We start from the raw sequence: 26,217 nt of genomic DNA on the forward strand, positions 1-26,217 counted from the left end.
ACAAGTTACCGCATTCATCCCTGTCCTATGATTACATCATCAGCTGAAATGACGGCGGTTTTACTGCATGGACTCATACTAGCACATAAAATATATAGTTGTCTATACCAATTTTATTTTTAAAAACCTCTCTATATCAATGTTAAAAGCCCTTACAAAACTTTCTAATTCACAAAAAATAATCAACTGGTCTAGACAACTATTCCAAAAAGCGTTACACTTAAATCAATACAACGAGCAAAGGAGTGTATGTATGGATACACATTCATCCATCATTATTTATAATGTAACCGTTTATAGTGAAAATCAGACATTAAAAAACGGGTATATTAAACTAACGAACAAGAAAATTACTGAAATCGGAGAGATCCATCAATACGTACGTCAGCCGAAAGACCATGTAATTGAGCTTTCTCCTTCCTATAAAGTGATTCCTGGTGCCATTGACGTGCATATTCATGGCGTTAACAATGCCGATGCGATGGACGGTACGGCAGAAGCATTAAAAACAATGGCGCGCACGCTTCCCAAAGAAGGTACAACAAGCTTTTTAGCAACTACTATGACGCAGTCGAATGAAGCGGTTGAAAAAGCACTTTGCAACGCAGGCGCTTATATCGAAGAGCAAACAAGCACCGATGCTGAAGTAGTTGGTATTCACTTAGAAGGTCCGTTTATTTCACCGAAACGTGCGGGCGCGCAGCCTCCTACTCACATTCAAGATCCGAATGTAGCACTGTTTCAAGAGTGGCAAAAAGCAGCCGGAGGACATATTAAACTTGTTACATTAGCTCCGGAGCAGCCAAACGGCTTAGCGCTTACTTCTTATTTAAAAGAAACAAACGTCGTCGCTTCTATTGGCCACTCCGACAGCACATATGATCAAGTCGGTGAAGCTATTGAAGCAGGAGCTTCTCATATTACGCACTTATATAACGGCATGCGCGGTCTTCACCATAGAGAGCCCGGCGTATTGGGCGCCGCTTATTTGAGAGATGAATTATTTGTAGAACTAATTACAGACGGCATCCACTGCCGACCTGAAATGGTCAAGCTTGCGTACGATCAAATCACAAGTGAACGCATGATTCTTATCACGGATTCTCTTCGTGCCAAATGGCTAAAAAACGGTACGTATGATTTAGGAGGACAGCCTGTTCACGTAAACGACACAACGGCTACCCTTGCAGATGGAACATTAGCGGGAAGCATCTTAAAGATGAACGATGCAATTAAAAACACGATGAGCTTTACGAACTGCTCATTAGAAGACATCGTAAAAATGACTGCTGAAAACCCAGCAAAACAGCTTAATCTGTTCGATACAAAAGGAAGCCTCAAAATTGGAAAAGATGCGGATATAGTGGTGTTAAATGAAAACCTAGATGTTGAAATGACATTTTGCCGAGGCACATTGAGCTTTCAAAAGGAGGACTAACAATGAATATCATCCAAGTGAAAAACTACAGTGAAATGAGTGCAAAAGCAGCTGATATGCTGATTAGCAAACTTCATGAAAAGCCAAATATGAATCTGGGACTTGCAACGGGAGGCACGCCGAAAGGATTATATGATCGTTTAATTCAAGATCATAAAGAGCACGGCACGTCTTACAAACACGTTACTTCCTTTAACTTAGATGAATATGTGGGAATGAAGCCGCAAGATCCAAACAGCTATCACTACTATATGGCAGATGCGTTATTTAATCACATTGATATTGACGTAAGCAACACGCACGTTCCTAACGGGCTGGCTGATACGCCTGAAGAAGAATGCCGCCGCTACGATGAAATGATTCAAAATCATGGAGGCATTGACCTTCAGATTCTTGGAATCGGTCAAAACGGACACATTGGCTTTAACGAACCTGGTACGTCATTCAACTCTCCTACTCATATTGTGACGTTAGAAGAGTCAACGCGAAAAGCCAATGCGCGCTACTTTAATTCTCTTGACGAAGTGCCTACTCAGGCTATTACAATGGGAATTGAATCGATTATGAAAAGTAAAGAAATTTTACTGCTTATCTCCGGGGAAGCCAAAGCAGAAGCGATGTATCAGCTGCTTAACGGAGAAATCACAGAAGACTTCCCTGCTTCTATTTTAAAGAAGCATCACTGTGTTACAATTATTGCGGACCAAGAAGCTTTAGCTAAAGTATCGACTACGGTTTAATTTATAGCCTCCTCGTCTTTTTTAGATGAGGAGGTTTACATAAAGGAGAGAACTTAAGTGATTGATAAAAGCTCACCTCTTCCGATTTATTATCAAATTGAAGAACAGTTGAAAAAACAAATTGAAAACGGAGAGTTAAAACCAAATGATTCGCTTCCTTCTGAACGAGAGTTTGCAGAACGATTTGAAATCAGCAGAATGACCGTTCGCCAAGCGATTAACAATTTAGTAAACGACGGTTATTTATATCGTCAAAAAGGCCGCGGCACCTTTGTATCTGAAAAAAAACTGGAGCAGCAGCTCGTTGGATTAACGAGTTTTACAGAAGATATGAAAGCGCGCGGAATGGTGCCAAGCAGTAAATTGCTGAGCTTTGAAATCATTGCGGCTTCAGAAAAAATTGCCGAGCAGCTGCACATTTCTCTTCATGCACCTGTTTATGAAATCAAGCGTATTCGTTTAGCTGATGACGTGCCAATGGCGCTCGAAAGCGTATATGTATCCGCTAACTTAGTCAAAGGGTTAACAGAATCCATTGTTAACGATTCTCTTTACCGCTATATAGAAGAAGAGTTAAGCCTAAAAATTGGTGAAGCCAATCAAACGTTAGAATCCATTTTAGCTTCTGAAACCGAAGTGAAGCATCTTGGAATCAACTCATATTCACCCGTTCTATTGATTCAACGAAATACGTATTTACAAGACGGCACGCCGCTTGAAGTGGTGAAGTCTTCGTACCGAGCAGACCGCTATAAGTTTACGATTAACATGACACGATCTTAAAACTAAGGAGTTTTTTTATGTCTAGTTTATATCTACAGGAACTAACAAAACTGCTTGCTAAAGTGGAGGCGCATGAACAGCAGGCAATAGAATCCGCAGCCGAGAAAATCTCACAGCAATTAGCTTCTCATCACCTCATTCATTTATTTGGATGCGGTCATTCTCATATTTTAATGGAAGAAGTGTTTTACCGTTCCGGAGGGCTTGCGCCGATTCATCCTATTTTTGTAGAAGAACTGATGCTTCATAAAGGAGCTTCGCGCTCTTCACAGCTAGAGCGTAAAAACGACTATGCCTCCACCTTTATGGAAAAAGAAGATATCGTACCAGGAGATATCATGATTGTAATTTCTACATCGGGCGTAAATCCCGTTCCGATTGATGTAGCTTTGATTGCAAAAGAAAAAGGCGCCTTTGTTATCGGGCTTACCTCTCCTTCTTATGCCACGAGCCGGGCTTCGCGACATAAAAGCGGAAAATACCTTCATGATGTCGTGGATCTTGTTATTAATAATCATATTCCAAAAGGAGACGTTCTTCTTCATCAGCAAGACATTTCCTTCGCTTCTGGTTCTACTGTAATTGGAGGCGCTATCCTAAATGATGTCCTATCTAAAGCCATACAAAAACTGCTCAGCCGCGGCATCACCCCTCCTGTCTTTTTAAGCGGAAACATGGAAGGTTCAGATGAACATAACCAGCGGTTGATTGATGCTTACAAAGGAAGAATTACTGCCCTATAACAGCCTCTGCGGCTGTTTTTTTTGCACAAAAAAAAGATGCTTGAAAGCATCTCATCAAAGTCGGACTGTACGATTTGGACTAGATCTCCTCTTTATTAGTAGAAGTCTTGTTCACAGCACCATAACCTACTTATCCGACATAATTACTATGTTTAACATAAGTATACTCTTTTATACCTTAGGTGTCAAATAAGTTATAAGAAATTTCGTAGTGCATTCATTTGAAGATTTTTTTGCGGTAATGTTCTAGCTGGCTTTTAGCTTCTTTCATAATTATCGTATGTATGATTTCATCCGTAATGTTAAAATAATTTACCATACTTAACTTATAGATTTTACATATAAATTCCTGCCAAAGTTTTGTATAAGTTTTCTTGCCGCATCTCACCAAAAAGAACCTGCATCAAAACTGATGCAGGTTCTTCCCTTCATATCATTCTAATTATTTCATGTTCATTTGCCCTTGTGAGGCCCTTTCGCTACGTATATCGGTTCATAACGAGAGTGCCAATTGTCAGATCAGAATATCTGCTTTTCATGTGAGGTAATACGTTTGCTGAAGTTGCTGTTAAGTATTCCAAAACTAAACCAGTCCCTTCATGAAGCTAAGTATTTACCTTTCACAGTAGCCTTAGAAAAATTTCTATCGGCTCTGTACTATCTGTATACCACGTTTCAATTGAACTAAACTAAAAAATTCATTTTAATTAAAAAATTCTTACCACGGGGATACAACCATTAGCAGCGAATTACAAATGGAGCTTTAATCCTTCATGAGAAGCTGTGAATCCAAGCTTTTGATAGAAACGCAAAGCCTCCGATCGTTCCTTGTCCGTTGTTAATTGTACTAACTGACAATTACGTTCTTTGGCTCGTTCAATCGCCCATGTAATCAGCTGATAGCCAACCCCTTTTCCGCGCTGTGACGAAGCGGTTCGAACTCCTTCAATCGTGGCTCTCCACCCGCCTTGTCTTGCAATGTGGGGCGTAAAGGTTAGTTGTTGAACACCTATTACTTCACTATCTTTACATGCGACAATCAGTTCATTGTTTGGATCCGCATCAATTGCCTGAAATGCTTGGACATAACAGTCTGGAAGCGGTAATTCATAGCGTTCTCGTTTACTTCCGAGCATATCATCCGCGAGCATTTCAACAATTTGATCCAAATCTTCTCGCACTGCTTCTCTAAAGGTTATCTCTCCCATTTTATACAGCACCTTTCCCTCGTCCATTTATGATATTAAAAAGAACATTGACGAACAAGCTCAGAATCGACGCCAAAAACAAAGCAGCCGCTAAAGCACCAAGACCCATTCCTTCAAAGCCGCCAACTCCAAATATGCTATATAGAAATAGAAATATGCTTATTAGCATGCTGCTAAGTGAAATTCCGTACTGCACGGGCGAGTTTCTTCTATAGAAGAAATACGACGCACCAAAAAGCAGCACAAAGAAATCATTTACACCCTCCTCCCTCTTCAAAAAAAGGAATTTATATCCATTATATACTATCATTTTCATTTATTCTATCTATATTAATAGCCCTGCAGCCACAACTAAATAGACATGACCAAAGCGGCCATGTCTATTTTTCTACTATATTATTAAAAAGAAAGTTCTTTGAACCAAAAAGAATAAGGGGCTAAGCAGGCTTCATCAATTTCATTCATACGTTTTTTGCATCGCTGCAGCACCTCAGCAGGAATGTGTCGCTCTAAGTATGCAGATTCTCCGTTTGCTTGAATCGTTTCTTCTACTAGCTCTTCAAACACATCTAAGCATGCTAAAAACTGCGGAAAAGTTGTATTCACGAAACGCTCGCAGTCATCGTTGGACGTATCAAGCAGCACAACCGAACCGTTTTTTTGATGAAGACAAATTGGATCTCCAGCGCCGGTTGTTCCTAAAAACCAATAGTGCTGGTAGCGAGATGATAACTCAAATGTTTCGCATAATGTTGTTAGCTTTCCTTTGGATGAAACGAACTCTAGAAATGGTGAAGCTTCTTTGGGCAATCCTTTTTCTGTTAGCAACTTCTTTGTCTCTTTATCAATATCAAGGGGTGCAAGCTGTTCGGCATCAAACTTCATTCGTTTTTCCTGTCGTTGCATCACATTTGACAACTTCTTTCACTCCTTTTCACCATTTGCTCTTTCTTTGCTTTTGTTTATTATAAAAGAAATCCAGCTCGTATTATATGCTACAAATGAACTTAATTAGACTGAAAATTTTTCCAATCTTTATTTATATAGCCCGATTTCCTCTTTATAAACACAGGTAAAAAGAAACCGATCAGATTTTCTCCAACAGATTCTGCTTTTAAAAATATTTCTCATTCCCTTCTTCCCTTTTCAGCGTACTTTCGCCTCTTATAAATAGGCTCAATCTTTATTATTCCAATTTTTTCTACTTTTTGCAACTAGGACTTATCTCACCATTTTTTATGCCAGATTAATAACTTGACAAAATACTAAAATAAGCAACAGTAATTATTTACAAGTTTTTAAACTTTATGGTTTAATAGGTATGTAATTCCTGTTTTTTACTATATTTTTTTGGAGGTTTAACATGAAAAAAGGGTCAATTTATCGTTTTATTGCTTTTGCTTTAATGTTCACCTTGTGTTTTAGCCAATTAGGCTTACTGAAAACACAAGCAGCAGGCAATCCTCCTGCTAATGAAAAAACATTAAGCATTGGTAAAGCAGCAAAAGGAACATTTACAGAACCAGAACAAACACATTGGTACAAAATTAATCCTTCTAAGCAAGAGGTAGCAAAGTTTTCATACTACCGAATTAAGCTTCAAAGTGATGATGAAGTAAACATCACGGTTTACTCTAGCCTTGAAAATGCCAAAAACAACGTGGCATTTGACCGTTATATGGGATACTCCTACAAAGATGAGCCTGCTCAGCTTGATTTTCCAATCGCTTGGACTGGCCCTTATTATGTGAAAGTTGAGTATTATGGAAGCGAAGACGACATGATTGAAGAAGATGCGGAAGATGGTTCAACTTCTCCAGAACCACAGCCGGAAGAAAAAACAGAAGTTCCATATACAATCAGCTATGAAGGCGCTTCACTTCCTCCTTCTCAAATGATGGAAGAAGAATGCCCGGCTGAATTAAGTACAAGCCAAAAAGAAAACGGAAAAGGTATTTTAAAAGATTTGCGTACGATTCGTGACGCTGTGCTTTCAAAAACAGCAAGCGGAAAAGACCTTTCTTCTCTTTACTACAAAGCCGCTCCGTTTATCAGCTCTAAAATGATCATCGATAAATCGATGCGCGAACAAGTATACAAAGATTTAGTTCAGCTAAAGGGTCTATTTACAGATGTAGCGAAAAACGGCGCATCAAGCACATATATGATTACAAGTGCTGATCAAAAAGCAATCAATGATTTATACAGCATCGCTTATAAATCCGTTCCAGCTGCTTTAAAGAAAGATTTAGAAAAAGTAGCAGCGCAGACAAAATTAAAAGACGTTACGGACTTAAATGTATCGTCTGTATTAGTAAGAGCTAAATTAGTCAGCGCAAACAGCGTTTCAACAAAAGCGGAAACTCGCTATATTGTTAAATTAAAAGATGGTGCAAATGCTAAATCATTTAAAATAAAAGCACAGTCAAAATCAGCAAGCATTGAGTCTATTAATCCATTAAAACAATCAGCTGCTTCTTTTGATAATATGTTTGTTATTCAATTAGATGACAGCAATGGAAAAAGCTTCAGCACGTCGTCTGCTCAAGGTAAAATGACGGCAAAACAAATTCAGGCACTTCCTGAAACTGAATTTATCGAGCCGGTTCAAGAGTACCATGCTCTTTCAATGGATTCACAATATCCGTATCAATGGTCATTAAACAACACGGGTAAAAATGACGGTACTCAACATGCCGATATTCAATATGAATCGCTTGAAAAATTACTAAACGGTCAAAAATTAAAAGATACGGTTATTGCTGTTGCCGATACGGGCGTCGATTCATCACTTGCTGATTTAAAAGGCGTCGTGGATACAAAAACAGGCTATAACTACGTGGATCGTTCGTCGAATGCAACTGATGACAACGGACACGGAACTCACGTAGCAGGTATTATCGCAGCCTCTGCAAACAATAACTATTCAATGGCCGGCATTAATTCTCACGCGAAAATTTTACCGGTTAAAATTCTAGACGCATCTGGAAGCGGAGATACAGAACAAATTGCGTACGGTATTAAATACGCGGTTGATCACGGTGCAAAAGTTATTAACTTAAGCCTTGGCGGATCTTACAGCCGCGTGCTTGAATATTCATTAAAATATGCATACGACCATAACGTAACGGTTGTAGCAGCAAGCGGAAACGACGGTATGGAAGAGCTCTCTTACCCAGCTTCATCTGCCTATGCGATTTCAGTAGGCGCGTCAAACCGTTTAGATATCGTATCTGACTACTCAAACTATGGAAAAGGATTAGATATTACAGCTCCAGGCTCTGATATTCCAAGTCTTGTTCCAGACGGAAACGTTACTTATTTAAGCGGAACATCAATGGCAACACCTCACGTGGCAGCCGTTGCGGGATTATTGCTATCACAAAACCCAGGCTTAAAGCCAAAAGACGTTGAAAAACGCCTAACGGATACAGCTAAAGATATTAAATTCGATGAAAAAGATGCTCCTGTATACGATGACGAAGAAAGTCCAGCAGAACCTCCTGCTCCAGGCTACGATTACGTATCAGGATGGGGACGTTTAAATGCGTACAGCGCGGTAAGTGCACAGCAGCTGCAAGCGCAGGTAAATACATTTGTCAGCACGCAAAAAACAGTAACAGGTAAAGCTCAAAGCGGTTCAACTGTTAAAGTAATGAACGGCTCAAAAACACTTGGCACAGCCAAAGCTGATGCAAAAAATACGTTCTCTATGAACATTCCAGCTCAAAAAGCTGATACCGTTTTACAAGTGGTTGTAACAAACGGTAAAGCAAGTACAAGCATTCGTGCAGTTGTTCAAAAAGCACCTGCCAAACCAGCCGTAAAAGCCGTAACGAATAAAGATGAGTATGTAACAGGAACGTCTAAAGCGAATTTTACGGTAAATGTTAAAAACAGCGCCAAAAAAGTGATTGCTTCAGGAAAAGCTGACGCAAAAGGCGCGTTCAAAGTAAAAATTCCAAAACAAAAAGAAAACACAGTCTTGTACATCACGGCTACAAATAGCCAAAAACAAGAAAGTGAAGAAGTAAAAGTAACGGTGCGTGACGTTATTGCTCCAAATGCACCTAAAGTAAATCCAGTCAGCGACGCAGATACGGCTATTAAAGGATCAACAGAAGCAAACGCGTCCGTTGTAGCGAAAGTGAACAATAAAGAAATCGGCAAAGCAAAAGCCAATGCCAAAGGCCAGTACAGCATTGCCATTAAAAAACAAAAAGCAGGTACAGCAATCAGCGTAACAGCAGCAGACGCAGCTAACAACACAAGTAAAGCTACGATTGTAAAAGTAAGCGATAAAACACCCCCTGCTGCACCAAGCGTAAATGCTGTCACAACAAAAAGCACGGCTGTAACGGGTAAAGCAGAAGCAAATGCTACCGTAACAGTAACAGTAAACAAAAAAAGCATTGGCTCTGCTGCTGCTAACAGCAAAGGACAATACTCAGTAAAAATTAAAAAGCAAAAAGAAAAAACAGTTTTAAGCGTAACCGCAAAAGACAAAGCGAACAATATGAGTAAAGCAACAACAAAAACAGTGACAAAATAAAGAAAGAAAAAGGCGCTTGGCTTATGGCCAAGTGCCTTTTTTGTTATAACAGCTGTTTGTTTTTAAAGTATTTCCACATTCCCCACGTTAACACAATTAACATAACAATAATAACAGCAGTAGCCCAGTGGGAATTTTGATATGGAATTGGTACGTTCATTCCAAAAAATCCGGTTACGAACGTTAGCGGAAGCATAATCGTTGAAATTAACGTTAAGACATTCAGCTTTTCAGATGAAGTTGCATTGGTAATAGAATAATACGTATCAAGTGCACTGTTTACGAGGTCTCTAAATGTTTCAGCAGAGTCTACAATACGCTCCAAGTGGTCAAGCAGGTCAATGTAGAAAGGAACATTTTCTTCTCGTATGTCGAATTTCCACTTTCCATTAACCGTTAAGAAAATTCGGCGCTGAGGCAGAATAACGCGACGGATTAAGATAATCGTTCTTTTTAACGCCAAGAACTCTTCCGTCACTCCGCGCACTTCTTTGTTGTAGATTTCATCTTCTAATTCATCAATACGCATGTCAATTCGGTCTAAAATCGGAAAATATTCGTCCGTGATGCCATCAATCAAAGCATATAGCAAAAAGTCGGCGCCGCGGTTCATAAACTTTGGATAGCGTGAGCACACGGCATCCATTTTGCGAAGCCAGCCCATTTTATGTTTATGAATCGTCACTACGTAATTTGATCCGACAAAGGCATTTAACTCAAGCGTCGTAATCTCGTCATCACTTTCTTCGTTATAGCGAAGCGCGTGAAAAACGAAAAATTTATAATCTTCGTAATCATCCATTTTAGCGCGAGGACTGTCGTGTAAGCAGTCTTCAATCGCCAATGGGTGAAAATCGAATAATTTAGCAATTTGAGCAAGCTCTTGTCCGTGGACATCATACAGATCAATCCACAGCAAATTATCAGGATTGCGCAATTTCTCATGCACGTCTCCTAAATCAAGATTCGTTACCATTTCTTTTGTTTCATCATCATATAAGTATGTTTTAATCATTGATTTTTCACCTCACATCATTGAGGCATTAAGGAGTATTTTCCTTCGTTGAAATGAGAGGAACACATACACCTTTGTTGCCCCTATCTTGTTTTGCAGTAACCTTCATCGAAATGGGGTCATCAGTGCCCATTCATCTCACCTCCTAATTAGTTGAAGGAACGCTGACTTGTAATACAGCTACTTCACAAAGTTTAATTTTAACATACAATCCAACTCTAGCGTAGCGCTTTTTTCAAAACCTTTTCCTCTCTATTTAAAGTTTCAAACAAAACTTCCGATACTATAAAAGCAGTTATTATAATTCTTAAGAATGCCTTACTAATATACCCGCTATTTAATAATGCAACAGTACTTACAAACAGTATTCGCTACCCCAGACCTCTCGAATCCTCCCACAAAGGTTCACCTAATCGTAGGCCACCAACCCCGCAAGGGGGATCGTCTACGATTAGGTCTAGAATATCTACCATGGCCGCCCTTTGGTCATGGTAGATATTCTACATCGATAAACATTATATGGGGGATGGGGAAAAACGTGTAGGAATTTTTAGACTTTCATCGAATACTTACTTAACAAACTTAGATTACGAAAAGGACTGATGATACATGCATTTTAAACGTGAAGAACCGTTTCGCTTTTTATTTGAGACTCCCATTGTTGGAACGTTTTCCATTGCTAAATACGACAACAAAGAAATCGATTCTAAGCCAGGTCCTTTGTCTGTTATCGACCTTTCACCAAAAGGAATCAAAATAATTACGCCGCTTGATTTACCTATTTTCAATCATCAAATTCAGCTAAAAATCAGCTTTTATTTAAATGAAAAACCCATCCATATTACCGGACTTTGCGTGTGGAAAGAAAAACGGCACACCGAATACCTTTATGGCATTGAAGCGTTTAACAATGTGGAAGAACAAGCAATTTTAATTACAGAACTCAAAACCTACGCCAAGAAAAAGCAAGATATCCAATAAAAATAGCGCTCATTTGTTTTACTCCCCTTTTAAGATGGCAATACTACGAACGAATTCGATAGAAAAAGGTGAGACGATGAGCAGCAAAGCAAAAAAAGAGTGGATTGGCGGTCTCGTACTGTTTTTACTCGTCAGTTTTGTCAGCATCACGTTTGCAGGTTATCATACGGTGAAAGCTGCCGTTGATCAAACGTATGTGCCGCTTGAGCATGGTAACAAAACACACGTCAATTTAAAAAAAGGACAACCGTTTTCCCTGCTTTTAATTCAAGAAAACCATCAAAATACGTCATTTGTGTATATGACTGTTAATAAACAGCATGAATCAATAAAAATGACCCACTTGTCAGGGTCAACTCAGCTCGGCAATGAAACACTGCGAACTATTTATCACCAAGGAAATATGAATGCTGTGGTAAAGAAAGTCGAAGCATACGCAAAGCTTCCTGTTGATTATTATGTCAAAATGGATCAGCAGGCAGTCGTCGATGCTGTAGATAAATTAGGCGGCATTATCGTCACAAACAAACGTGCTTTTGAACACAGCAACATTGTTTTTCCAAAAGGATCGATTCGCCTTAACGGAAAAGAAGCACTTGTTTTTTTAAAAGAGCGTAATGAACAAGACGTCTTTACTGCGCATGAAAGACAGCTGTCCGTAGCAAAGGCCATTTTCAGTCAAGCAGCTACGGTACCCAACGTTGCAAAGCTGCATTCTCTTGTATTTACGCTGGCTGATCACATTGAAACCAACGCAACGTTTAATGATATCAAACGGATTCAAAAAACCTATAAGCCGGCCGTTGCTCACGTAGACAAGCAGCAGTTTCCGCAAAACGAATGGAATCAAAAACAAGTCACAACCCGTCTACACAAGCACTTAGAACGTGAGGAGCTGTTTTTATAAAAGACGCCTCACGAAAATGAGGCTGGGACATAACAAAATGAAACCTATCTAAAGACGACCAAAGGAGATACATGAGCTGAACTGCTTGTGACACCGCAGTTGATTTCCGTGCAAGGCTTCGCTTTCCGCGGGCGGCCGCTGAGCCTCCTCGTCGCTTGCGCTCCTGCGGGGTCTCATCTCGCTTTTCCCGCAGGAGTCTTTGCCTTGCCCTCCAATCAACTGCTAGAAGGAGTGAAACAGATAAGATCTACGTTCACCGTAATAAAAAAACGAACCATTAATCAAACAGTTTGATTAATGGTTCGTTTTTCACTTCGGCTAAAAGACTTTTGTCCCACCCTCTTTTTTTGCTACTTATCTTCAGCAGGCACCACTTTTTCATTTATTTTAACCACAATTCTTTCATCCCGTTCATCTTTGAGATAGCTCTTTTGATAAAAAGAATGATTATTAGGCGGTCCAATCACAACTGTATCCGTAATCGGAGCGACGGCTTCTGCTACTTCGCTTGCACTTACTCCGTATGCTTTTTGAAACACGATCGGAGGCGTTAAGCGCAGCACGTCGGATCCTTCTGTAGACTCAAATTGATCGTTGTTAAAAAAGAGATGCAGATGCGCTTCTTCCGATAGCGGTTCGATCCAATGCCACCAGCCCATCGGTATAAAAACAACTTCGCCTTCTTTTATTCGGTAATTGTGCATGCTGCTTGTATCAGGGTCCAAGATAGACACCTGCACTTCACCTGAAACGACAACATCTAATTCCCATGCATTTGGATGCCAGTGCGGTTCTCTCATATGCCCTTTCGTCATATATAAATCAACAAAAGCACCTCCGAGCATTGCTGGCAGCTGAGTTGAGGTTAGTTGATACGCTATATTTCGGTCGTTTCGTTTGAACAGGACGTTTTGCTTATAATTCACTGACAGATTAGGCGTTCCTGAGCTTTTTTTAATATTTGAATTATCCGGTACAAATCCAGATTTACTCATAGTGTCATACCCTCTTTTCATTAAAAAGTTATATGCACTATCCTATTAAAACTCTTTGCTAAGGGTGTTTTAATTAGAAAAAATAAAAAACGAGCGTTTCCGCTCGTTTTTTATCCGACAAGACGTTCAATTTTCTTTTTCTTCCATACAAATTGATAATAGCTGTACTGCAGGATTAAGCTGACAACAAACGCCGCTGGATATCCAATCCAAATCCCTTTGATTTCAAGAGACGTGAACTGCGATAACACGTAGGCTACGGGTACTTCCACACACCAAATAGCCATAATGCTAAATACCGTAGGCCAAAGCACCGTACCGCTTGCTCGCATCGTAGCGGTAATAATTTGCGCATGGCCGAAAATCAAATAGCTCCAAAGCGTTATCACTAACAGCTCTTCGGCAATATGGAGCGTATGCTGACTAGTTAAAAACAGCGCTAAAATTTGATTGGAAAAGAGATAAATAAATAAAATCAACACGCTGCCAATAACATAATTCAGCATAATTCCAGAGCGAATCACTTCTTTTAAACGCTCAAATTTATTGGCACCAATCGACTGCGCCGCAAAAATAGAAACCGCAATTCCTAAGCTGATTGCCGGCATTTGTACATAGCTTGCTACTTGGTTCACCGCTCCGTAGGCCGCTGTAGCGTCTGAGCCAAATCCGTTTACGAACGTAATAACCGCAATTTCAGAAAGAGAAACTAAAATCATATTGATACTCGCGGGAATTCCTAAACGCATAAGCAGCTTTAACAGCGTTCCGTCCATTTTTAATGAAATAGATGAGTCAAACTTTAGCGGATGATTTTTCTTGCGTAAATAAATGATCATAATAATGAACGTTAATACGGTTGAAAACACCGTTGCGTACGCAGCGCCGTATACGCCAAGCTTTGGCACTCCGATCCATCCAAAAATTAAAATCGGAAGAAAAATAAGGTTTAAGACCGTACTCACAACTAAAAAGTAAAAAGGCGTTTTAGAGTCTCCGGTTCCGCGCATAAACGTCGTATAAACAAAGTATAAAAACAAAACAGGAATTGCCACAAACAAAATGCGCGCATAGTGAACCGTTACGTCAATAATATTAGCCGGCGTTCCCATAATCCGAAGAATATCCGGAGCAAATATGCTTCCCAAAACAGCAAGCACAATTCCGACTAAAAAGGTAAACGTGAGCGTGGTACCGATAATTTCTTTAACGCGTTTTTCATTTTGTGCCCCGTACGCTTGCCCGATTAAAATGGAACTTCCTGAACCAATTCCAATTGAAAACGACACGAGCAGAAAAAACAGAGGAAAAAACGCGGAAATAGCGGCTAACGCATCAACTCCAAGCGCTCTTCCGACAATAATACTCCCTGCCAGCTGCCCAACGGACTGCATGGCATTACTTAACATGAGCGGAATCAAAAACACAAGCATCAGCTTACTGACGGATTTTTCTGATTCCACTACTTCACTTTTCACATCTTGATTCTTCACACCTATTTCTCCTTTGTATCAGCTTTCGGCGAATGATAGCCTTTTTCCCCGTAAGGCTGCAGCTTCTCTAACCATTTCGCTTCTAGTTTTAGCAAATCCTTTTTTGAAAGTGCTTTTTCTTCTTCTCTTTTAATCGTTTCCAGCATCTCAATTGAAAAAGCATCCGCACCATACGTATTCCACTCATCTTGAAGCTCTTTATTTTGATGAGTGTTCGTCTTTAACGTGAACTTTACGCCGTTTAACGTTTTGATGTTAGGCGTAGAGCCAATGTAAATCTTATCGTTTTGAAGGTTTTTAATTTGATACACGCCGCCTTCTGTTTTTACTTCTTTCGCTAGCTGCTTCATTTGTTTTTTGTAGTCTTTCGAATCAATACTCATCTCTGTCTCTCCTTTTCTCCAGTAGCTGCTTCCATCTGCGCTGCGCTCTAAGAAACCGTACTCAATTAAATAGCGTCGCAGCACCGCATAATCGTCATAAAAAGGTGCTAACCTATCATTTACTTCTTTTTCGGTATACGTTGCGCCAAACTCAAAATGCCCGCTTAATTCTTCAAGAACAACAATACGGTGTTTTTCTTGCAAATGAAAAGTACGAAGCGGTCCGTTTAAACCTTGAGGAAAATTCTTCGCTAAAATTTTTTCACGCTCTTCATCACTGACGCTGTAGCGCTGACTTCTTCTAGTCGCAGTATTTGTTACGGGTACCGCCTTCTCTTCTTCCCCGTCGTTTAACAGTTCCATCAGCGTTAAAAACACTTTTGCCTGACGCTCTTTTTTCTTTAACGTAAAGCGGTGATTCCGAATGGTGGATGAACTGCCGATTCCCATTTCTTTTTGAATATCACTATCGCTTTTTCCTTCTTTAAAAAACTTCACTAAATTTTTTTGATGATCAGAAAGACCGGTTACCTCTTTATCTAGCCCTATCAAATGATGAAACACAGACCCGTGCTGCTGTTCAACATGAAGCTTCATATAGCGTTTTGCTTCATAAAAAACACCTTCCACCGGATAAATAATGCCTTTTTCAATACTTTCACCGCACAGTAAGCAGTGGTAGTGATCTTCGCTTTCCCCGTATCCTTTTTTCATATCTTCAAAAGATGATTCCCAAAACAAGTCGTTTACCATTTAAATAGACACCTTTCTATTTTGTTTATTAATTTATAAACAAATATATTATATGTTTATCAATATGTCAATTCTACGTTTATGATACATAAAAAAGTTGAGACATAACGAAATCAATCCAACCTAAAGACGAACAAATGGGATGCATGAGCTCACATAGATTGCTTATGACACCGCAGTTGATTCCCGTGCAAGGCTTCACTTTCCGCAGGCGGCCGGTGAGCCTCCTCGTCACTTGCGCTCCTGCGGGGTCTCACCTATTCCGCTTTTCCCGCAGGAGTCTTCGCCTTGCCTTCCAATCAACTGCTAGAAAGACCTACACATATGAAACCTACGTTTACCATAACTAAAAAAACGAACCGCTAATCAAACACGTTGATCAGTGGTTCGTTTTTCACTTGTGCTAAAATAATTTCGTCCTGGTCTCTTTATTCCATTCACTTAAATACGGAAAATCCTTAAATACAACGGGCTCATCATCCAAAAGCGTAAGTAATTCCAAACTGTTACCGTCAGGGTCATTAAAATACACGCACGCTGCCGGCATCCACGTATGAACAATCGGCTCTGTCTGCGCCTTTCCAAACGACGTTTCTTCCGGTTCAATGCCTTTTGAACGCAGCCACGTTAACGCTTCATAAATATCTGCTGCTTCAATTCCAAAAGCAAAATGACTTCTTTTCAACTCTTTTTCATCGGTTTCCCAAAGCCCGAGCATCTGCTTTTGTTCCCCAACAAAGAAAAAAGCACAGCGCCTCTCTTCAATTTTATGAACAAACGTCAGCCCAAGACGTCTATAAAACTCAATCGAATCCTCCAAACTCCGCACCTGCACATGCGTCTCATAAATACTCTTAATCATAGCCTCTCCCCCATCCTTTCCTACTACTATAAGCCATTTCACACCAAACAGCTTCCTAACAAAGAATGAAAAACAATCAGCCTTAAGAACGAGAAACACTCACACAAACGTACAGCTTGGAAATCTCCAAGAGCACTATGGGTTTGACTTTGAATTTGACTAAGGGTTTGAGGCTACCCCGCAAGGGGTGCCTCAAACCCTTAGGTCTAGAAAAACCCCCATGGCTGCACTTTAGCCATGGGGGTTTTTCTACATCGATATATTAAGCGTGGGCTTTTGCGAGGCCTATGCAGATACCGCCTGAAATAATCAGCACACTCGCAAGAGATACATAGAATAATTGACGCTTTGTTTTCTTTTCTCCCAAGAAGACAATACCGCCAAAGATAGAAATAACAATACCCATTTGCGATAATGAAAAGCTTGTTGCTACGCCTAGTCTTGATTGAGATAAGAATAAGAACATATTTCCAGATGCCCAGATTAGACCTGGTAAGATATTACGAATCGTATATTTGTTAAATGGCTTATGTTTGTATGTAATGATTAAACCGCCAATTAACATACCAATTGCTTGCGGGAATAGAGCTGCCCATGCGTCTACGTTAAAGATGCGTGCGATAACTACGTAAACTAAGAATCCAAGACTTGAAATGATAAGAGTGATAACTCCTTTTTTCGTTTGTCCCGGAGTCCCTTGTGCTCCTTCTTTTTTACCGTCTAATGAAGAAAGCACAACGCCTGCTAGTATTAAAAGAATTGCAATAGATCCAAGCACAATCGTTTGAAGCGTTGACCATTCTTTGAATACAATAACACCAAAAAGAGCTGTTGATACTAATTGCATACCCGTTGAAATCGGCATTGACTTTGAAACACCAAGGTATGGAACACTTTTAAACTGATTGCTTTGACCTACTGACCAGAACAAACCTGAAACAATCCCGACAATAACAAGCGTTGGCGTTAACACCGGCTGAACAATCATAAACTGAACAAATGAAAGAATCAAAGCTCCAATAATTGTTCCAAGCGTTTGACTGTAAGGCCCACCGCCCATCTTCATACTAACTAAAATCATGCTTCCCCACGCAACGGAAGGAAGAACACCTAGCAAAATATCCATCTTTCTCTTAACCTACTTTCCTATTTCTAATCTATGTACATCGTATGTAACGACCTGCTGCTTTTCTTTTACCAAGGGCTACACGCTTGTTCTCTCTCGAATATTCCCCCAAAGGTCTAGAAAATATATAACGTTTTCATAAATGGTGGTAAAACTGCTATTTCTTGCTGCTCGTATTATACTAACACGAACATTTATTATTTAGCTAGAAATTTTTTTGATTATTTTTTAAAAACAGAAAAAATTTTTTTCTTCTTACTCCGCAGCTCACTTCTTCCTCTTATGTGATCTGCAATCAGCAGAAACTAGCGCCTCTGCTGATTGAAAATAAGAAGAGATAAAGCCTTTTCATTTTAGTTAGCTACAGGCTTACAAAATTGCTCGACTACTTCTTTGGCTGGAATGGAACTGATCGCACCTTTTCCAGTTGTCGTTAAGGCACCGCTTGCATTGGCAAAGCGCAAAATAGCATCGTGGTCTGAGTCAAGAATAGCTGTTAAGTTTTCTTGTGACACATCGCGGCTTAATAGCTGATAAAGGAATCCGCCAATAAACGCATCTCCTGCACCTGTTGTATCAACAACCGCTACTTTGTAACCGTTTGATTCATAGACAGCTTCTTTTGTATAAAGCGTTGCGCCTTCTGCACCTTTTGTGAACACAACTACTTGAACGTCACCTGTAAATAGAGACTGAATTGCTTGCTGTTCATCTTCAATGCCTGTGATAAACGCTAGCTCGTCGTCTGAAATTTTGACAATGTGCGCTTGAGGAATAAATTCTAAAATTGTTTGACGGCATAGCTCATGATCTTTCCACAGTGGAAGACGTACATTTGGATCAAAGCTGATAACTCCGCCTTTTTCTTTCATGCTTTTAATCGCTTTCATATGAGCGTATTTCATAGGACTTTCAACTAAATCAACCGAACAGAAATGAAGAAGATCGTTGCTTGCAAACCAATCAGGGTTAATTTCGTCTTCAGTTAGCAATAAATCTGCTGAAGGATTACGATAGAAGCTGAAATCTCTTTCTCCGTCTTCACGCAGGGAAACGAAAGCTAAAGCTGTGTTTGCTTCTTCTGTACGATAAACCATATCAGTACCTACTCCTACTTCACGAAGCGTATCTACTAGAAAGTCTCCAAACGCATCTTCTCCAACTTTTGTAATAAGCGCTGACTCATTACCGTATGTAGCAACAACTGCCGCAACGTTTGCCGGCGCTCCCCCTGGCACACGCGTAAACGATTCCACTTCTTTTAATTGAAGACCTTTTTGAGCTGGAATCATATCAATTAATACTTCACCGATACTAAATAACTTACCCATTCTATTCACCTTACTTTTCTTTTTTGTCATATTGTCATACTATGTTCCAAAAAATCCTTAAATCAAATTATACGTCCCAAACATCTTTTTCGTAAAGAGAAATTTCCAATTTATTTTAAAAAAATCGCAAATTATCGTTTTTTTCTCACAATCTTTTATTCATTAAACCTTTTCCATCCCTTGTTAAATCTGGGATTTAAAAGACCTTGTTAAACAAAGATCACAGAATAAAAAAAGTTAATTTCCAGTTTAAACTGTTTATTTATTTACTTTTCGTTCGACATCTCTTTCCTTATTTCCTGTTTATTCGCCGTGAATATGCAAATAATGATAAAAATTCGTGTTTTTACCCCTATTTAAGAAGGAATAGCTTAAAACGTGTCGAATAGACTTAGGTAGGTATATGACATTATGTATGTTACACTAAATACAAGGCAAGGAAGGGAGAATCAGTCATGAAAATCAATGTTTTTCTAGACGACTATCGCAAGTGCCCTGACGGTCATGTTTTAGCCGAAACGATTGACGAATGTATTGACCTGCTAAGGTCATTCGATGTTGAACATTTGTCACTCGATCACGATTTACTCAGCAAGACACGGAATGGATTAATGCTCGTGCATTTTATGGTAAAGCACCATTTATATGCCGATCGAATTACGATTCACTCCGCTAATCATTTAGGCAGCAAAGCAATGTACAACTGCTTTAAAGATGCTCAAAAAGAGCATAAAATGCCAAACAACATTAAAATTCTAAGATGCCCTCTGCCTCTTCGATGATATCTGCACCCTCACACATTCATTTCAACAGAATCTGTTCGGATTCAATTCTCACAGACTTCCTGTTTCTATAAAATGAAGAACAATACTGCTTGTTCGATACGTATAGATGTGAATACGCTTTAAGCAGTTTATATTATATAGAAGAAAACCGCTCTAAAATACCGTTATGTTAGCTTTAAAAGCAGACTATATGGTACAAAGGGCGGTTTTTTTGCTATTTAGACAGTTTAGCAGAATCCAAGTCAGCTGAGAGAGAAGCCGGCTGCTTTTTAGCTTCTTTTAGCTGCCTAGCGTTTACAAACCAGTAAACGCTTCCTACAAACAGTCCTCCCCCTACGATGTTTCCGAGCGTAACAGGAATTAAATTATGCAGTAGTCCAGCAGCCGAAATCGTATCGGGGTGTGGAAGCAATAAAGCTAGGCCAAGAAACGTCATATTTGCCACGCTGTGCTCGTATCCTGAAGCAACAAATGCAAACAGCATCCAAAAAATAAGCATGATCTTTGCCGCATCGCTTTTAGTGCGCGAAGCGGTCCAAATCGCCAGACAAACAAGCCAGTTGCAAAGGATGCCGCGAAAAAACAGTTCACTAACCGGCAAATTCATTTTTTTAGCTGCCAGCGTCATGAGTAAATGGTTCGGTTCAATTCCTTTAAACAAACCGGTTCCGGTAATTAACAAACAAAGCCCAAACGCTCCTATCGCATTTCCGATAAAACACCACGTCCAGTTTTTGAACGTATCTTTCCATGTGGTGACTCCCGATAGCGTACTGACCGTATAAACCATATGATTCCCCGTAAACAATTCAGCTCCTGCAAATACGACAAGCAGGAGAGCAACAGCAAATGATAACCCTATCACAAGAGAAACGACCGGTAAAGAAGCAGAAGCTAAAGGCGCTCCTACCGATAGAGCTAATATAACGCCAAGTCCCACGTAAGCACCCGCAAGCACAGCTAACAGCAAATAACTCGGTAAATGATCATTCACAAGCTTCGTTTTTTCACGGGCTAACTCATTCATTGACTGCAGTGAATTCTTAAGCAAAAGCGTTCCCTCCTTTTATTCATCTTAGACGCATACTTTTTCTTCTGTTTTTTCCAAAAACCAAGAAAGAGCAGAAGCTTGCTTCACCACTTCACCAATCACAATCATCGCAGGATTACTCACTTGCTGTTCAGCAGCCGTATCTACGATGGTACCAAGAGTGCCTGTAACCGTGCGCTGATAAACAGACGTCCCTTGTTCAATAAGAGCGACCGGCGTATCCGCGCTTTTTCCGGCGTCTAAAAGCTGACGGCAAATATAAGGCAAGTTTTTAACGCCCATATAAATCGCAAGCGTATCAACTCCTTTTGCTAAATGCTCCCAGCGAATACTTTCCGGCTTGCCGCTCAAACAGTGTCCCGTCACAACGGCAAACGAACGACTGAGCTCACGATGGGTCACAGGAATTCCAGCATAGGCCGGTGCCGCGATGCCTGCTGTAATACCTGGAACGACTTCAAACGGAATTCCATGCTGAACGAGCACTTCTGCTTCTTCACCGCCTCTTCCGAAAATAAACGGATCTCCGCCTTTTAACCGCACGACGGTGCTTCCTTTTCTTGCGTAGAATACAAGCAAATCATGAATATCCTCTTGAGAAACGCAGTGATCACCAGGCTTTTTCCCGCAGTAGACGAGTTCGGCACCTTCTTTTGCATACTGAAGAAGAACAGGGTTCACTAAGCGGTCATATAAAATAACATCTGCTTTTTCTAAACATTTGGCTGCTTTTATTGTTAGCAAATCTGGATCTCCTGGTCCGGCTCCTACAATGTACACTTTTTCTGTTCTCATTTTTGCTTCGCTCCTTTTAGTGTGTCCCCTTGAATTTTTGTGGCGCGTTGAAAATCAACGCGCCACGTTACTTATTCTTCAATTAAAAGATACAGCAAATCTCCTTCAACAGACGCTTCGTACGTGTCTACACAGCCACTGTCAGGCTCTTGCACGTTTCCGTCATGCAAGCAAATTTTCCAGTCGTGCATCGGACAGAACACCGAGTCGCCGCTCACGATCCCTTCACTTAGTACCCCACCTTTATGCGGGCAGCGATTTTCAATTGCCCGGATTTTTCCGCTTGATAGCTTAAACACCGCAATTTCTTTTCCGTTTGCTTTCACTGTTTTACCCAGGCTTACCGGAAAATCATGAATAGACCCCACACATACTTTTGTAATGTTTTTATTCACCATCTTTATTTCCCCCCAGCATTATGATGTGACAACTGTCTCGAACAACTCTTTTTTCGTTTTTTTGCTTTCGACGATTTCTTTCCAAGGATCACGGTACGTAGATAACGCTTCGTCCATACGCATATTCAGCTCTCTTCTTGTCTCCGCGTCATCAAGCACTGACTGAATGTGCGAAAGTCCCATGCGCTCAATCCATGCAGACGTACGCTCTAAGTAATTAGCTGTTTCTCGGTAATACTGTAAATACGCTCCTGTGATGTCCATCAATTCTTCGTCAGTTTTTACTTTATACAACAAATCTCCACCGCGAAGATGCGTACCTCCATTTCCGCCCACGTAAATTTCCCAGCCGCCGTCAATTCCAATAAAGCCAATATCTTTAATACCTGACTCAGCACAGCTTCTTGGACAAGCAGATACAGCCATTTTCACTTTATGAGGCGTCCATAGTCCTTCAAATTTTTTCTCAAGCGCAATTCCAACGCCCATTGAATCCTGCGTGCCAAAGCGGCAAAACTGTTCGCCGACGCATGTTTTCACCGTCCGCAGCGACTTACCGTACGCGTAGCCGGAAGGCATATCTAACTCTTCCCATACGCTAGGCAAATCTTCTTTTTTGACACCAAACAAATCAAGACGCTGACCACCCGTCACTTTTACAAGTGGAATTTCATATTTATCAACAACATCTGCAATTTTTCGTAAATCTTCTGCATTTGTGACGCCTCCGTACATGCGAGGAACAACAGAATACGTGCCGTCTTTTTGAATATTCGCGTGCATGCGTTCATTCACAAATCGTGATTCGCGTTCATCAACGTATCCGGTTGGATTCACCATACCTAAATAATAGTTTAGCGCCGGGCGGCATTTTGAACAGCCTTCTTCATTATTCCATCCGAGCACATTCATCACTTCACGCGTATGCGAAAGTCCCTTTGCTTTGATTTCTTCGACAACTTCATCTCGTGACAAAGTCGTACAGCCGCAAATCGCTTCTTTTTGAGCCGTAGCGTCAAAGTCAGCGCCAAGCGTATGCTGAAGCACTTCCGCTACAAGCGGTTTACATCCTCCGCAGGAGCGAGAGGCACTTGTACAAGCTTTGATTTCATCAACCGATGAGCATCCTTGTTTTTGGATAGCTTCCACAATCGTACCTTTTGTTACGCCGTTACAGCCGCAAATAATATCATCCGCACTCACGCTTGCTACTAAGCTTTCACCCGCGTTACCGCCAGATGGCTGTAAAATCGACACTTTTGCGACATCCGATACGTCTTCTTGCTTTTGAATCATTGAAAACAGTCGATTTCCGTCGCTGCTGTCTCCAAAAAGAACGGCTCCTACAATTTGATTGCCTCGCAAAACAAGTTTTTTATAAATGCCGTCTTGTTCATCAAACACTTTGATCGCTTTTTTCTCTTCATCTTCCGTGAAGTCGCCTGCCGAAAACACTTCAACACCTGATACTTTTAGCTGCGTGGATAAAACTGACCCTTCATAAGGCACTTTTTCTGCCCCGCAAATTGCTTTGGCTAATGCTTTTCCTTGTTCATACAAAGGTGCCACTAATCCGTATACCATTCCTCTATGCTCTGCACATTCTCCAACCGCGTAGATGTTTGGAATATCCGTTTGCATATAATCATCCACGATAATTCCTCGGTTTACATTAAGTCCCGCTGCTTTTGCAAGCTGGACATTTGGTTTAATTCCGACTGCCATCACGACCAAATCAGCTTCTAAAAACGTCCCGTCTTTAAAAGATAATCCTTCAACTCGCTCATCTCCGACGATTTCCGCCGTTTGCTTTTCAAGCAAAAACTTCATGCCTTGTTTTTCTAATTCGTTTTGAAGCAATTTGCCCGCTGTTGGATCGAGCTGACGTTCCATTAGATACGGAGCTAAATGAATCACAGATACATCCATCCCTAGATTTAACAGTCCGCGCGCCGCTTCTAATCCAAGCAGTCCGCCTCCAATAACCGCTGCTTTTTTATACTGCTGAGATGCCTGCAGCATTTCATCCGTGTCTTTTATATCTCGAAAAGCCGTAACTCCTTTTTTATCAGACCCTGGAATCGGAAGAATAAAAGGAAGAGAGCCCGTTGCTAAAATCAACTCATCATACGATTCTACTCTGCCGCTGTTTGTCGCTACTTCTTTTTTTACTGAATCGATACTCGTAACCGTTTCGTTCGTATATAATGTAATATTGTTTTCTGGATACCAGTTCCAATCGTTTAACGTAATGTCTTCAACATTTGTATCCCCTTGCAGCACTTTTGACAGTAAAATACGATTATAGTTCGGATGCGGCTCGCTTCCGAAAATCGTAATTTCAAACGCTTCGCTTGAAACCTTCAATACTTCTTCAATCGCTCGAACTCCAGCCATTCCATTTCCAATCAATACGAGTTTCTTTTTTTGCATCTTCCATTCCTCCCCTGGCGTCTATACCTGCTTGTTTCAAAGATATATTTTATATGCATCTTTAAAGATATATTTAAGATATATGAATTTTCTGAATCGTTCAACTTATGTGTCAGGTTATCTAACACTGTTATGATATGTATGCGATTCCATTGCTTTAACAGCAAGCAAAAAAAAATAAGTGCTCTAATTACGTTTTAATTTGGATCATCCTTTGCATTTTATTTTGTGATGTTTTTCACAACGTTAATGTAACAAAAAGAAATAACCTGAGCTATGATAAAAATCACTCCTAAATGTTGATAAGTAAAAAATAAAAATCTCAAAAGTTCTTTATAAAGAATTTTTAAAAAATAAACTGTTCTTTATAGTATTTACTATCTCCCTCCTATTCTTTATAATGAATAAGAAAAAACCTTTATTAAGAACAGAACGGAGAATGAGCATGCCACTCGTAAACATCAAGAAGGTTTGGACTCCTTTAGAGTTTTTTGGATTTAAGCTTTATAAGTGTAAAGATACAAAAAGCTACTACTATAAAACGAGAAAAAGCCACAATCTAGCAAAATTGTAAAAAAACAAGCCCTATTTCTTTTGAAACAGGGCTTGTCTTTTATTTTCCTGTAAACCAATTCACAACATACTCTCCCCACACTTCATTCCCTTTTTTCATTAAATTGCCGCTGTCTTTATTTATATACTCTCCTAAATGAAACGGCCAAATGAGCGAGTGATTCATATAATATACCCAGTTTGCTTCTGAGACTCCCCTGATCGCTTCTACCCCTTCTTCATAGGACTCCGTTTGTGAAATATAGGGCTGTGACGGCTGAATCATAAGGGTTTTTTTCAAGTCTTTGAGCTGATGAATCAGTTTGTCTGTATTTTCAAGCGTTTCATCTAACGTAAGGTGCTGATAGTCATTTTTAAGAGGTGCTTCAAACAGAATAATGTTTGGCTGAAGTTGATTAATTTGATCGGCAATATGTGAGGATAAAAGCTCATCCGTTGTCCCGTTACCATATGAAAGGGTTTTAACCGTAAATACATCACTTCCATATGTAGCTGCTAGCTCTTTTTTTAACTGCTGAGGCCACCCTGCTTCCTTTGCAGATGTGGCAATTACAAGAGTCAAAGGTTTTTTATTTGCGATAGATGATTGGATTTGCTTTGTGATAAAGTCTGGAAGATTTTTTGTATAAGCAAATACATCGGAAAACTGTTTTTCTTTATGTACAACAGCAGTTTTTACTTCACTTGCCTGCGCTTCCGTTTGCTCCTGCCAGTGCTGCGTCCCCGCATACATCACCGCCCCGCACAAAACAGCCGCCGCCACATTTACCCCAACCATCGCCTTCATTCAATCTCCCCTTTACACATTCTTCTTACAATCTCAGCAACTTGCTTTCATAAAGAAGAACGCAAAATTAGTAGCTCCTGCGAAT

The 26,217-nt window shown here is 40.2% G+C and carries 23 protein-coding genes; 8 read left to right on the forward strand and 15 right to left on the reverse strand.

Translation table 11 applies throughout. The annotated features are described in order from the left end of the window. Nucleotides 1–253: 253 nt before the first annotated feature. Genes nagA through ACH6EI_RS18660 form a run of 4 tightly spaced genes read left to right on the forward strand, consistent with a single transcriptional unit; the run spans nucleotide 254 to nucleotide 3,704 of the window. Nucleotides 254–1,438, forward strand: coding sequence for an N-acetylglucosamine-6-phosphate deacetylase (gene nagA, locus ACH6EI_RS18645; RefSeq protein ID WP_099330730.1), 1,185 nt, complete (start codon nucleotides 254–256; stop codon nucleotides 1,436–1,438). 2 nt (nucleotides 1,439–1,440) lie between these two features. Next, nucleotides 1,441–2,178 (forward strand): glucosamine-6-phosphate deaminase, encoded by a 738-nt coding sequence (nagB, locus tag ACH6EI_RS18650; protein ID WP_033578330.1) that lies wholly within the window; start codon nucleotides 1,441–1,443, stop codon nucleotides 2,176–2,178. Between the two features lie 57 nt (nucleotides 2,179–2,235). Beyond that, entirely contained in the window at nucleotides 2,236–2,961 is a 726-nt protein-coding gene (locus ACH6EI_RS18655) for a GntR family transcriptional regulator (protein ID WP_099330729.1), read from the forward strand. A gap of 17 nt (nucleotides 2,962–2,978) precedes the next feature. Then, the gene (locus ACH6EI_RS18660; RefSeq protein WP_367071520.1) at nucleotides 2,979–3,704 is read left to right on the forward strand and encodes an SIS domain-containing protein; all 726 of its coding nucleotides are present in this window, start codon (nucleotides 2,979–2,981) and stop codon (nucleotides 3,702–3,704) included. 749 nt (nucleotides 3,705–4,453) lie between these two features. On the opposite strand, the gene ACH6EI_RS18665 is transcribed toward ACH6EI_RS18660, so the two are convergent. The 3 genes from ACH6EI_RS18665 to ACH6EI_RS18675 all read right to left on the reverse strand — a co-directional run bounded on the left by ACH6EI_RS18665 (nucleotide 4,454) and on the right by ACH6EI_RS18675 (nucleotide 5,821). After that, nucleotides 4,454–4,912, reverse strand: coding sequence for a GNAT family N-acetyltransferase (locus ACH6EI_RS18665; RefSeq protein ID WP_099330727.1), 459 nt, complete (start codon nucleotides 4,910–4,912; stop codon nucleotides 4,454–4,456). Between the two features lies 1 nt (nucleotide 4,913). Continuing rightward, the gene (locus ACH6EI_RS18670) at nucleotides 4,914–5,228 is read right to left on the reverse strand and encodes a YesK-like family protein (RefSeq protein WP_315941911.1); all 315 of its coding nucleotides are present in this window, start codon (nucleotides 5,226–5,228) and stop codon (nucleotides 4,914–4,916) included. A gap of 83 nt (nucleotides 5,229–5,311) precedes the next feature. After that, the gene (locus ACH6EI_RS18675; RefSeq protein ID WP_223546654.1) at nucleotides 5,312–5,821 is read right to left on the reverse strand and encodes an SUKH-4 family immunity protein; all 510 of its coding nucleotides are present in this window, start codon (nucleotides 5,819–5,821) and stop codon (nucleotides 5,312–5,314) included. A gap of 454 nt (nucleotides 5,822–6,275) precedes the next feature. On the opposite strand from ACH6EI_RS18675, the gene ACH6EI_RS18680 reads away from it, so the two are divergent. Beyond that, nucleotides 6,276–9,464 carry a S8 family peptidase gene (locus ACH6EI_RS18680; protein WP_108674505.1) on the forward strand — a complete coding sequence of 1,063 codons (3,189 nt, stop codon included), beginning with the start codon at nucleotides 6,276–6,278 and terminating at the stop codon, nucleotides 9,462–9,464. Nucleotides 9,465–9,507: 43 nt separating this feature from the next. On the opposite strand, the gene corA is transcribed toward ACH6EI_RS18680, so the two are convergent. After that, a complete protein-coding gene (gene corA / locus ACH6EI_RS18685; protein WP_013055874.1) occupies nucleotides 9,508–10,479 on the reverse strand; it encodes a magnesium/cobalt transporter CorA in 972 nt (323 codons plus the stop codon). 609 nt (nucleotides 10,480–11,088) lie between these two features. On the opposite strand from corA, the gene ACH6EI_RS18690 reads away from it, so the two are divergent. Both ACH6EI_RS18690 and ACH6EI_RS18695 read left to right on the forward strand, forming a co-directional pair. Next, a complete protein-coding gene (locus ACH6EI_RS18690) occupies nucleotides 11,089–11,460 on the forward strand; it encodes a PilZ domain-containing protein (protein WP_098627393.1) in 372 nt (123 codons plus the stop codon). A 76-nt stretch (nucleotides 11,461–11,536) separates the two neighbouring features. After that, nucleotides 11,537–12,367 (forward strand): LCP family glycopolymer transferase, encoded by an 831-nt coding sequence (locus tag ACH6EI_RS18695; protein WP_099330725.1) that lies wholly within the window; start codon nucleotides 11,537–11,539, stop codon nucleotides 12,365–12,367. Between the two features lie 350 nt (nucleotides 12,368–12,717). Here ACH6EI_RS18695 and ACH6EI_RS18700 read toward each other — a convergent pair whose 3' ends face one another. The 6 genes from ACH6EI_RS18700 to ACH6EI_RS18725 all read right to left on the reverse strand — a co-directional run bounded on the left by ACH6EI_RS18700 (nucleotide 12,718) and on the right by ACH6EI_RS18725 (nucleotide 19,310). Next, nucleotides 12,718–13,362: a cupin domain-containing protein gene (locus tag ACH6EI_RS18700; protein WP_099330724.1), complete on the reverse strand. Its 645-nt coding sequence runs from the start codon at nucleotides 13,360–13,362 to the stop codon at nucleotides 12,718–12,720. A 110-nt stretch (nucleotides 13,363–13,472) separates the two neighbouring features. Then, nucleotides 13,473–14,795 carry an MATE family efflux transporter gene (locus tag ACH6EI_RS18705; RefSeq protein ID WP_226313320.1) on the reverse strand — a complete coding sequence of 441 codons (1,323 nt, stop codon included), beginning with the start codon at nucleotides 14,793–14,795 and terminating at the stop codon, nucleotides 13,473–13,475. Nucleotides 14,796–14,857: 62 nt separating this feature from the next. Then, nucleotides 14,858–15,991, reverse strand: a complete 1,134-nt coding sequence (locus tag ACH6EI_RS18710) for a DUF2087 domain-containing protein (protein WP_099330723.1) — start codon at nucleotides 15,989–15,991, stop codon at nucleotides 14,858–14,860. 403 nt (nucleotides 15,992–16,394) lie between these two features. Further along, entirely contained in the window at nucleotides 16,395–16,853 is a 459-nt protein-coding gene (locus ACH6EI_RS18715) for a VOC family protein (protein WP_099331360.1), read from the reverse strand. Nucleotides 16,854–17,115: 262 nt separating this feature from the next. Then, nucleotides 17,116–17,979 (reverse strand): GRP family sugar transporter, encoded by an 864-nt coding sequence (locus ACH6EI_RS18720; RefSeq protein ID WP_014461163.1) that lies wholly within the window; start codon nucleotides 17,977–17,979, stop codon nucleotides 17,116–17,118. Between the two features lie 353 nt (nucleotides 17,980–18,332). Next, complete coding sequence (locus ACH6EI_RS18725; RefSeq protein ID WP_014461164.1) at nucleotides 18,333–19,310, reverse strand: carbohydrate kinase family protein; 978 nt, start codon at nucleotides 19,308–19,310, stop codon at nucleotides 18,333–18,335. Between the two features lie 455 nt (nucleotides 19,311–19,765). Here ACH6EI_RS18725 and ACH6EI_RS18730 point away from each other — a divergent pair, with 455 nt between their 5' ends. Continuing rightward, entirely contained in the window at nucleotides 19,766–20,092 is a 327-nt protein-coding gene (locus ACH6EI_RS18730; protein WP_034653683.1) for a cyclic-phosphate processing receiver domain-containing protein, read from the forward strand. Between the two features lie 217 nt (nucleotides 20,093–20,309). Here the strand turns inward: ACH6EI_RS18730 and ACH6EI_RS18735 are convergent, their stop codons facing one another. The 5 genes from ACH6EI_RS18735 to ACH6EI_RS18755 form a co-directional block, all read right to left on the reverse strand. Beyond that, a complete protein-coding gene (locus tag ACH6EI_RS18735; protein WP_099330722.1) occupies nucleotides 20,310–21,146 on the reverse strand; it encodes a formate/nitrite transporter family protein in 837 nt (278 codons plus the stop codon). A 24-nt stretch (nucleotides 21,147–21,170) separates the two neighbouring features. Next, nucleotides 21,171–21,941, reverse strand: a complete 771-nt coding sequence (cobA, locus tag ACH6EI_RS18740) for a uroporphyrinogen-III C-methyltransferase (protein WP_099330721.1) — start codon at nucleotides 21,939–21,941, stop codon at nucleotides 21,171–21,173. Nucleotides 21,942–22,012: 71 nt separating this feature from the next. Then, nucleotides 22,013–22,339: a nitrite reductase small subunit NirD gene (nirD, locus tag ACH6EI_RS18745; protein WP_047751458.1), complete on the reverse strand. Its 327-nt coding sequence runs from the start codon at nucleotides 22,337–22,339 to the stop codon at nucleotides 22,013–22,015. Nucleotides 22,340–22,357: 18 nt separating this feature from the next. Further along, entirely contained in the window at nucleotides 22,358–24,772 is a 2,415-nt protein-coding gene (gene nirB / locus ACH6EI_RS18750) for a nitrite reductase large subunit NirB (RefSeq protein WP_099330720.1), read from the reverse strand. 613 nt (nucleotides 24,773–25,385) lie between these two features. Next, the gene (locus ACH6EI_RS18755) at nucleotides 25,386–26,132 is read right to left on the reverse strand and encodes an SGNH/GDSL hydrolase family protein (RefSeq protein ID WP_394530600.1); all 747 of its coding nucleotides are present in this window, start codon (nucleotides 26,130–26,132) and stop codon (nucleotides 25,386–25,388) included. Nucleotides 26,133–26,217 lie beyond the last annotated feature (85 nt).

The organism is Priestia sp. JSM ZJ58 (assembly GCF_044383985.1).
GTDB classification, from domain to species: Bacteria; Bacillota; Bacilli; order Bacillales; family Bacillaceae_H; genus Priestia; species Priestia zanthoxyli.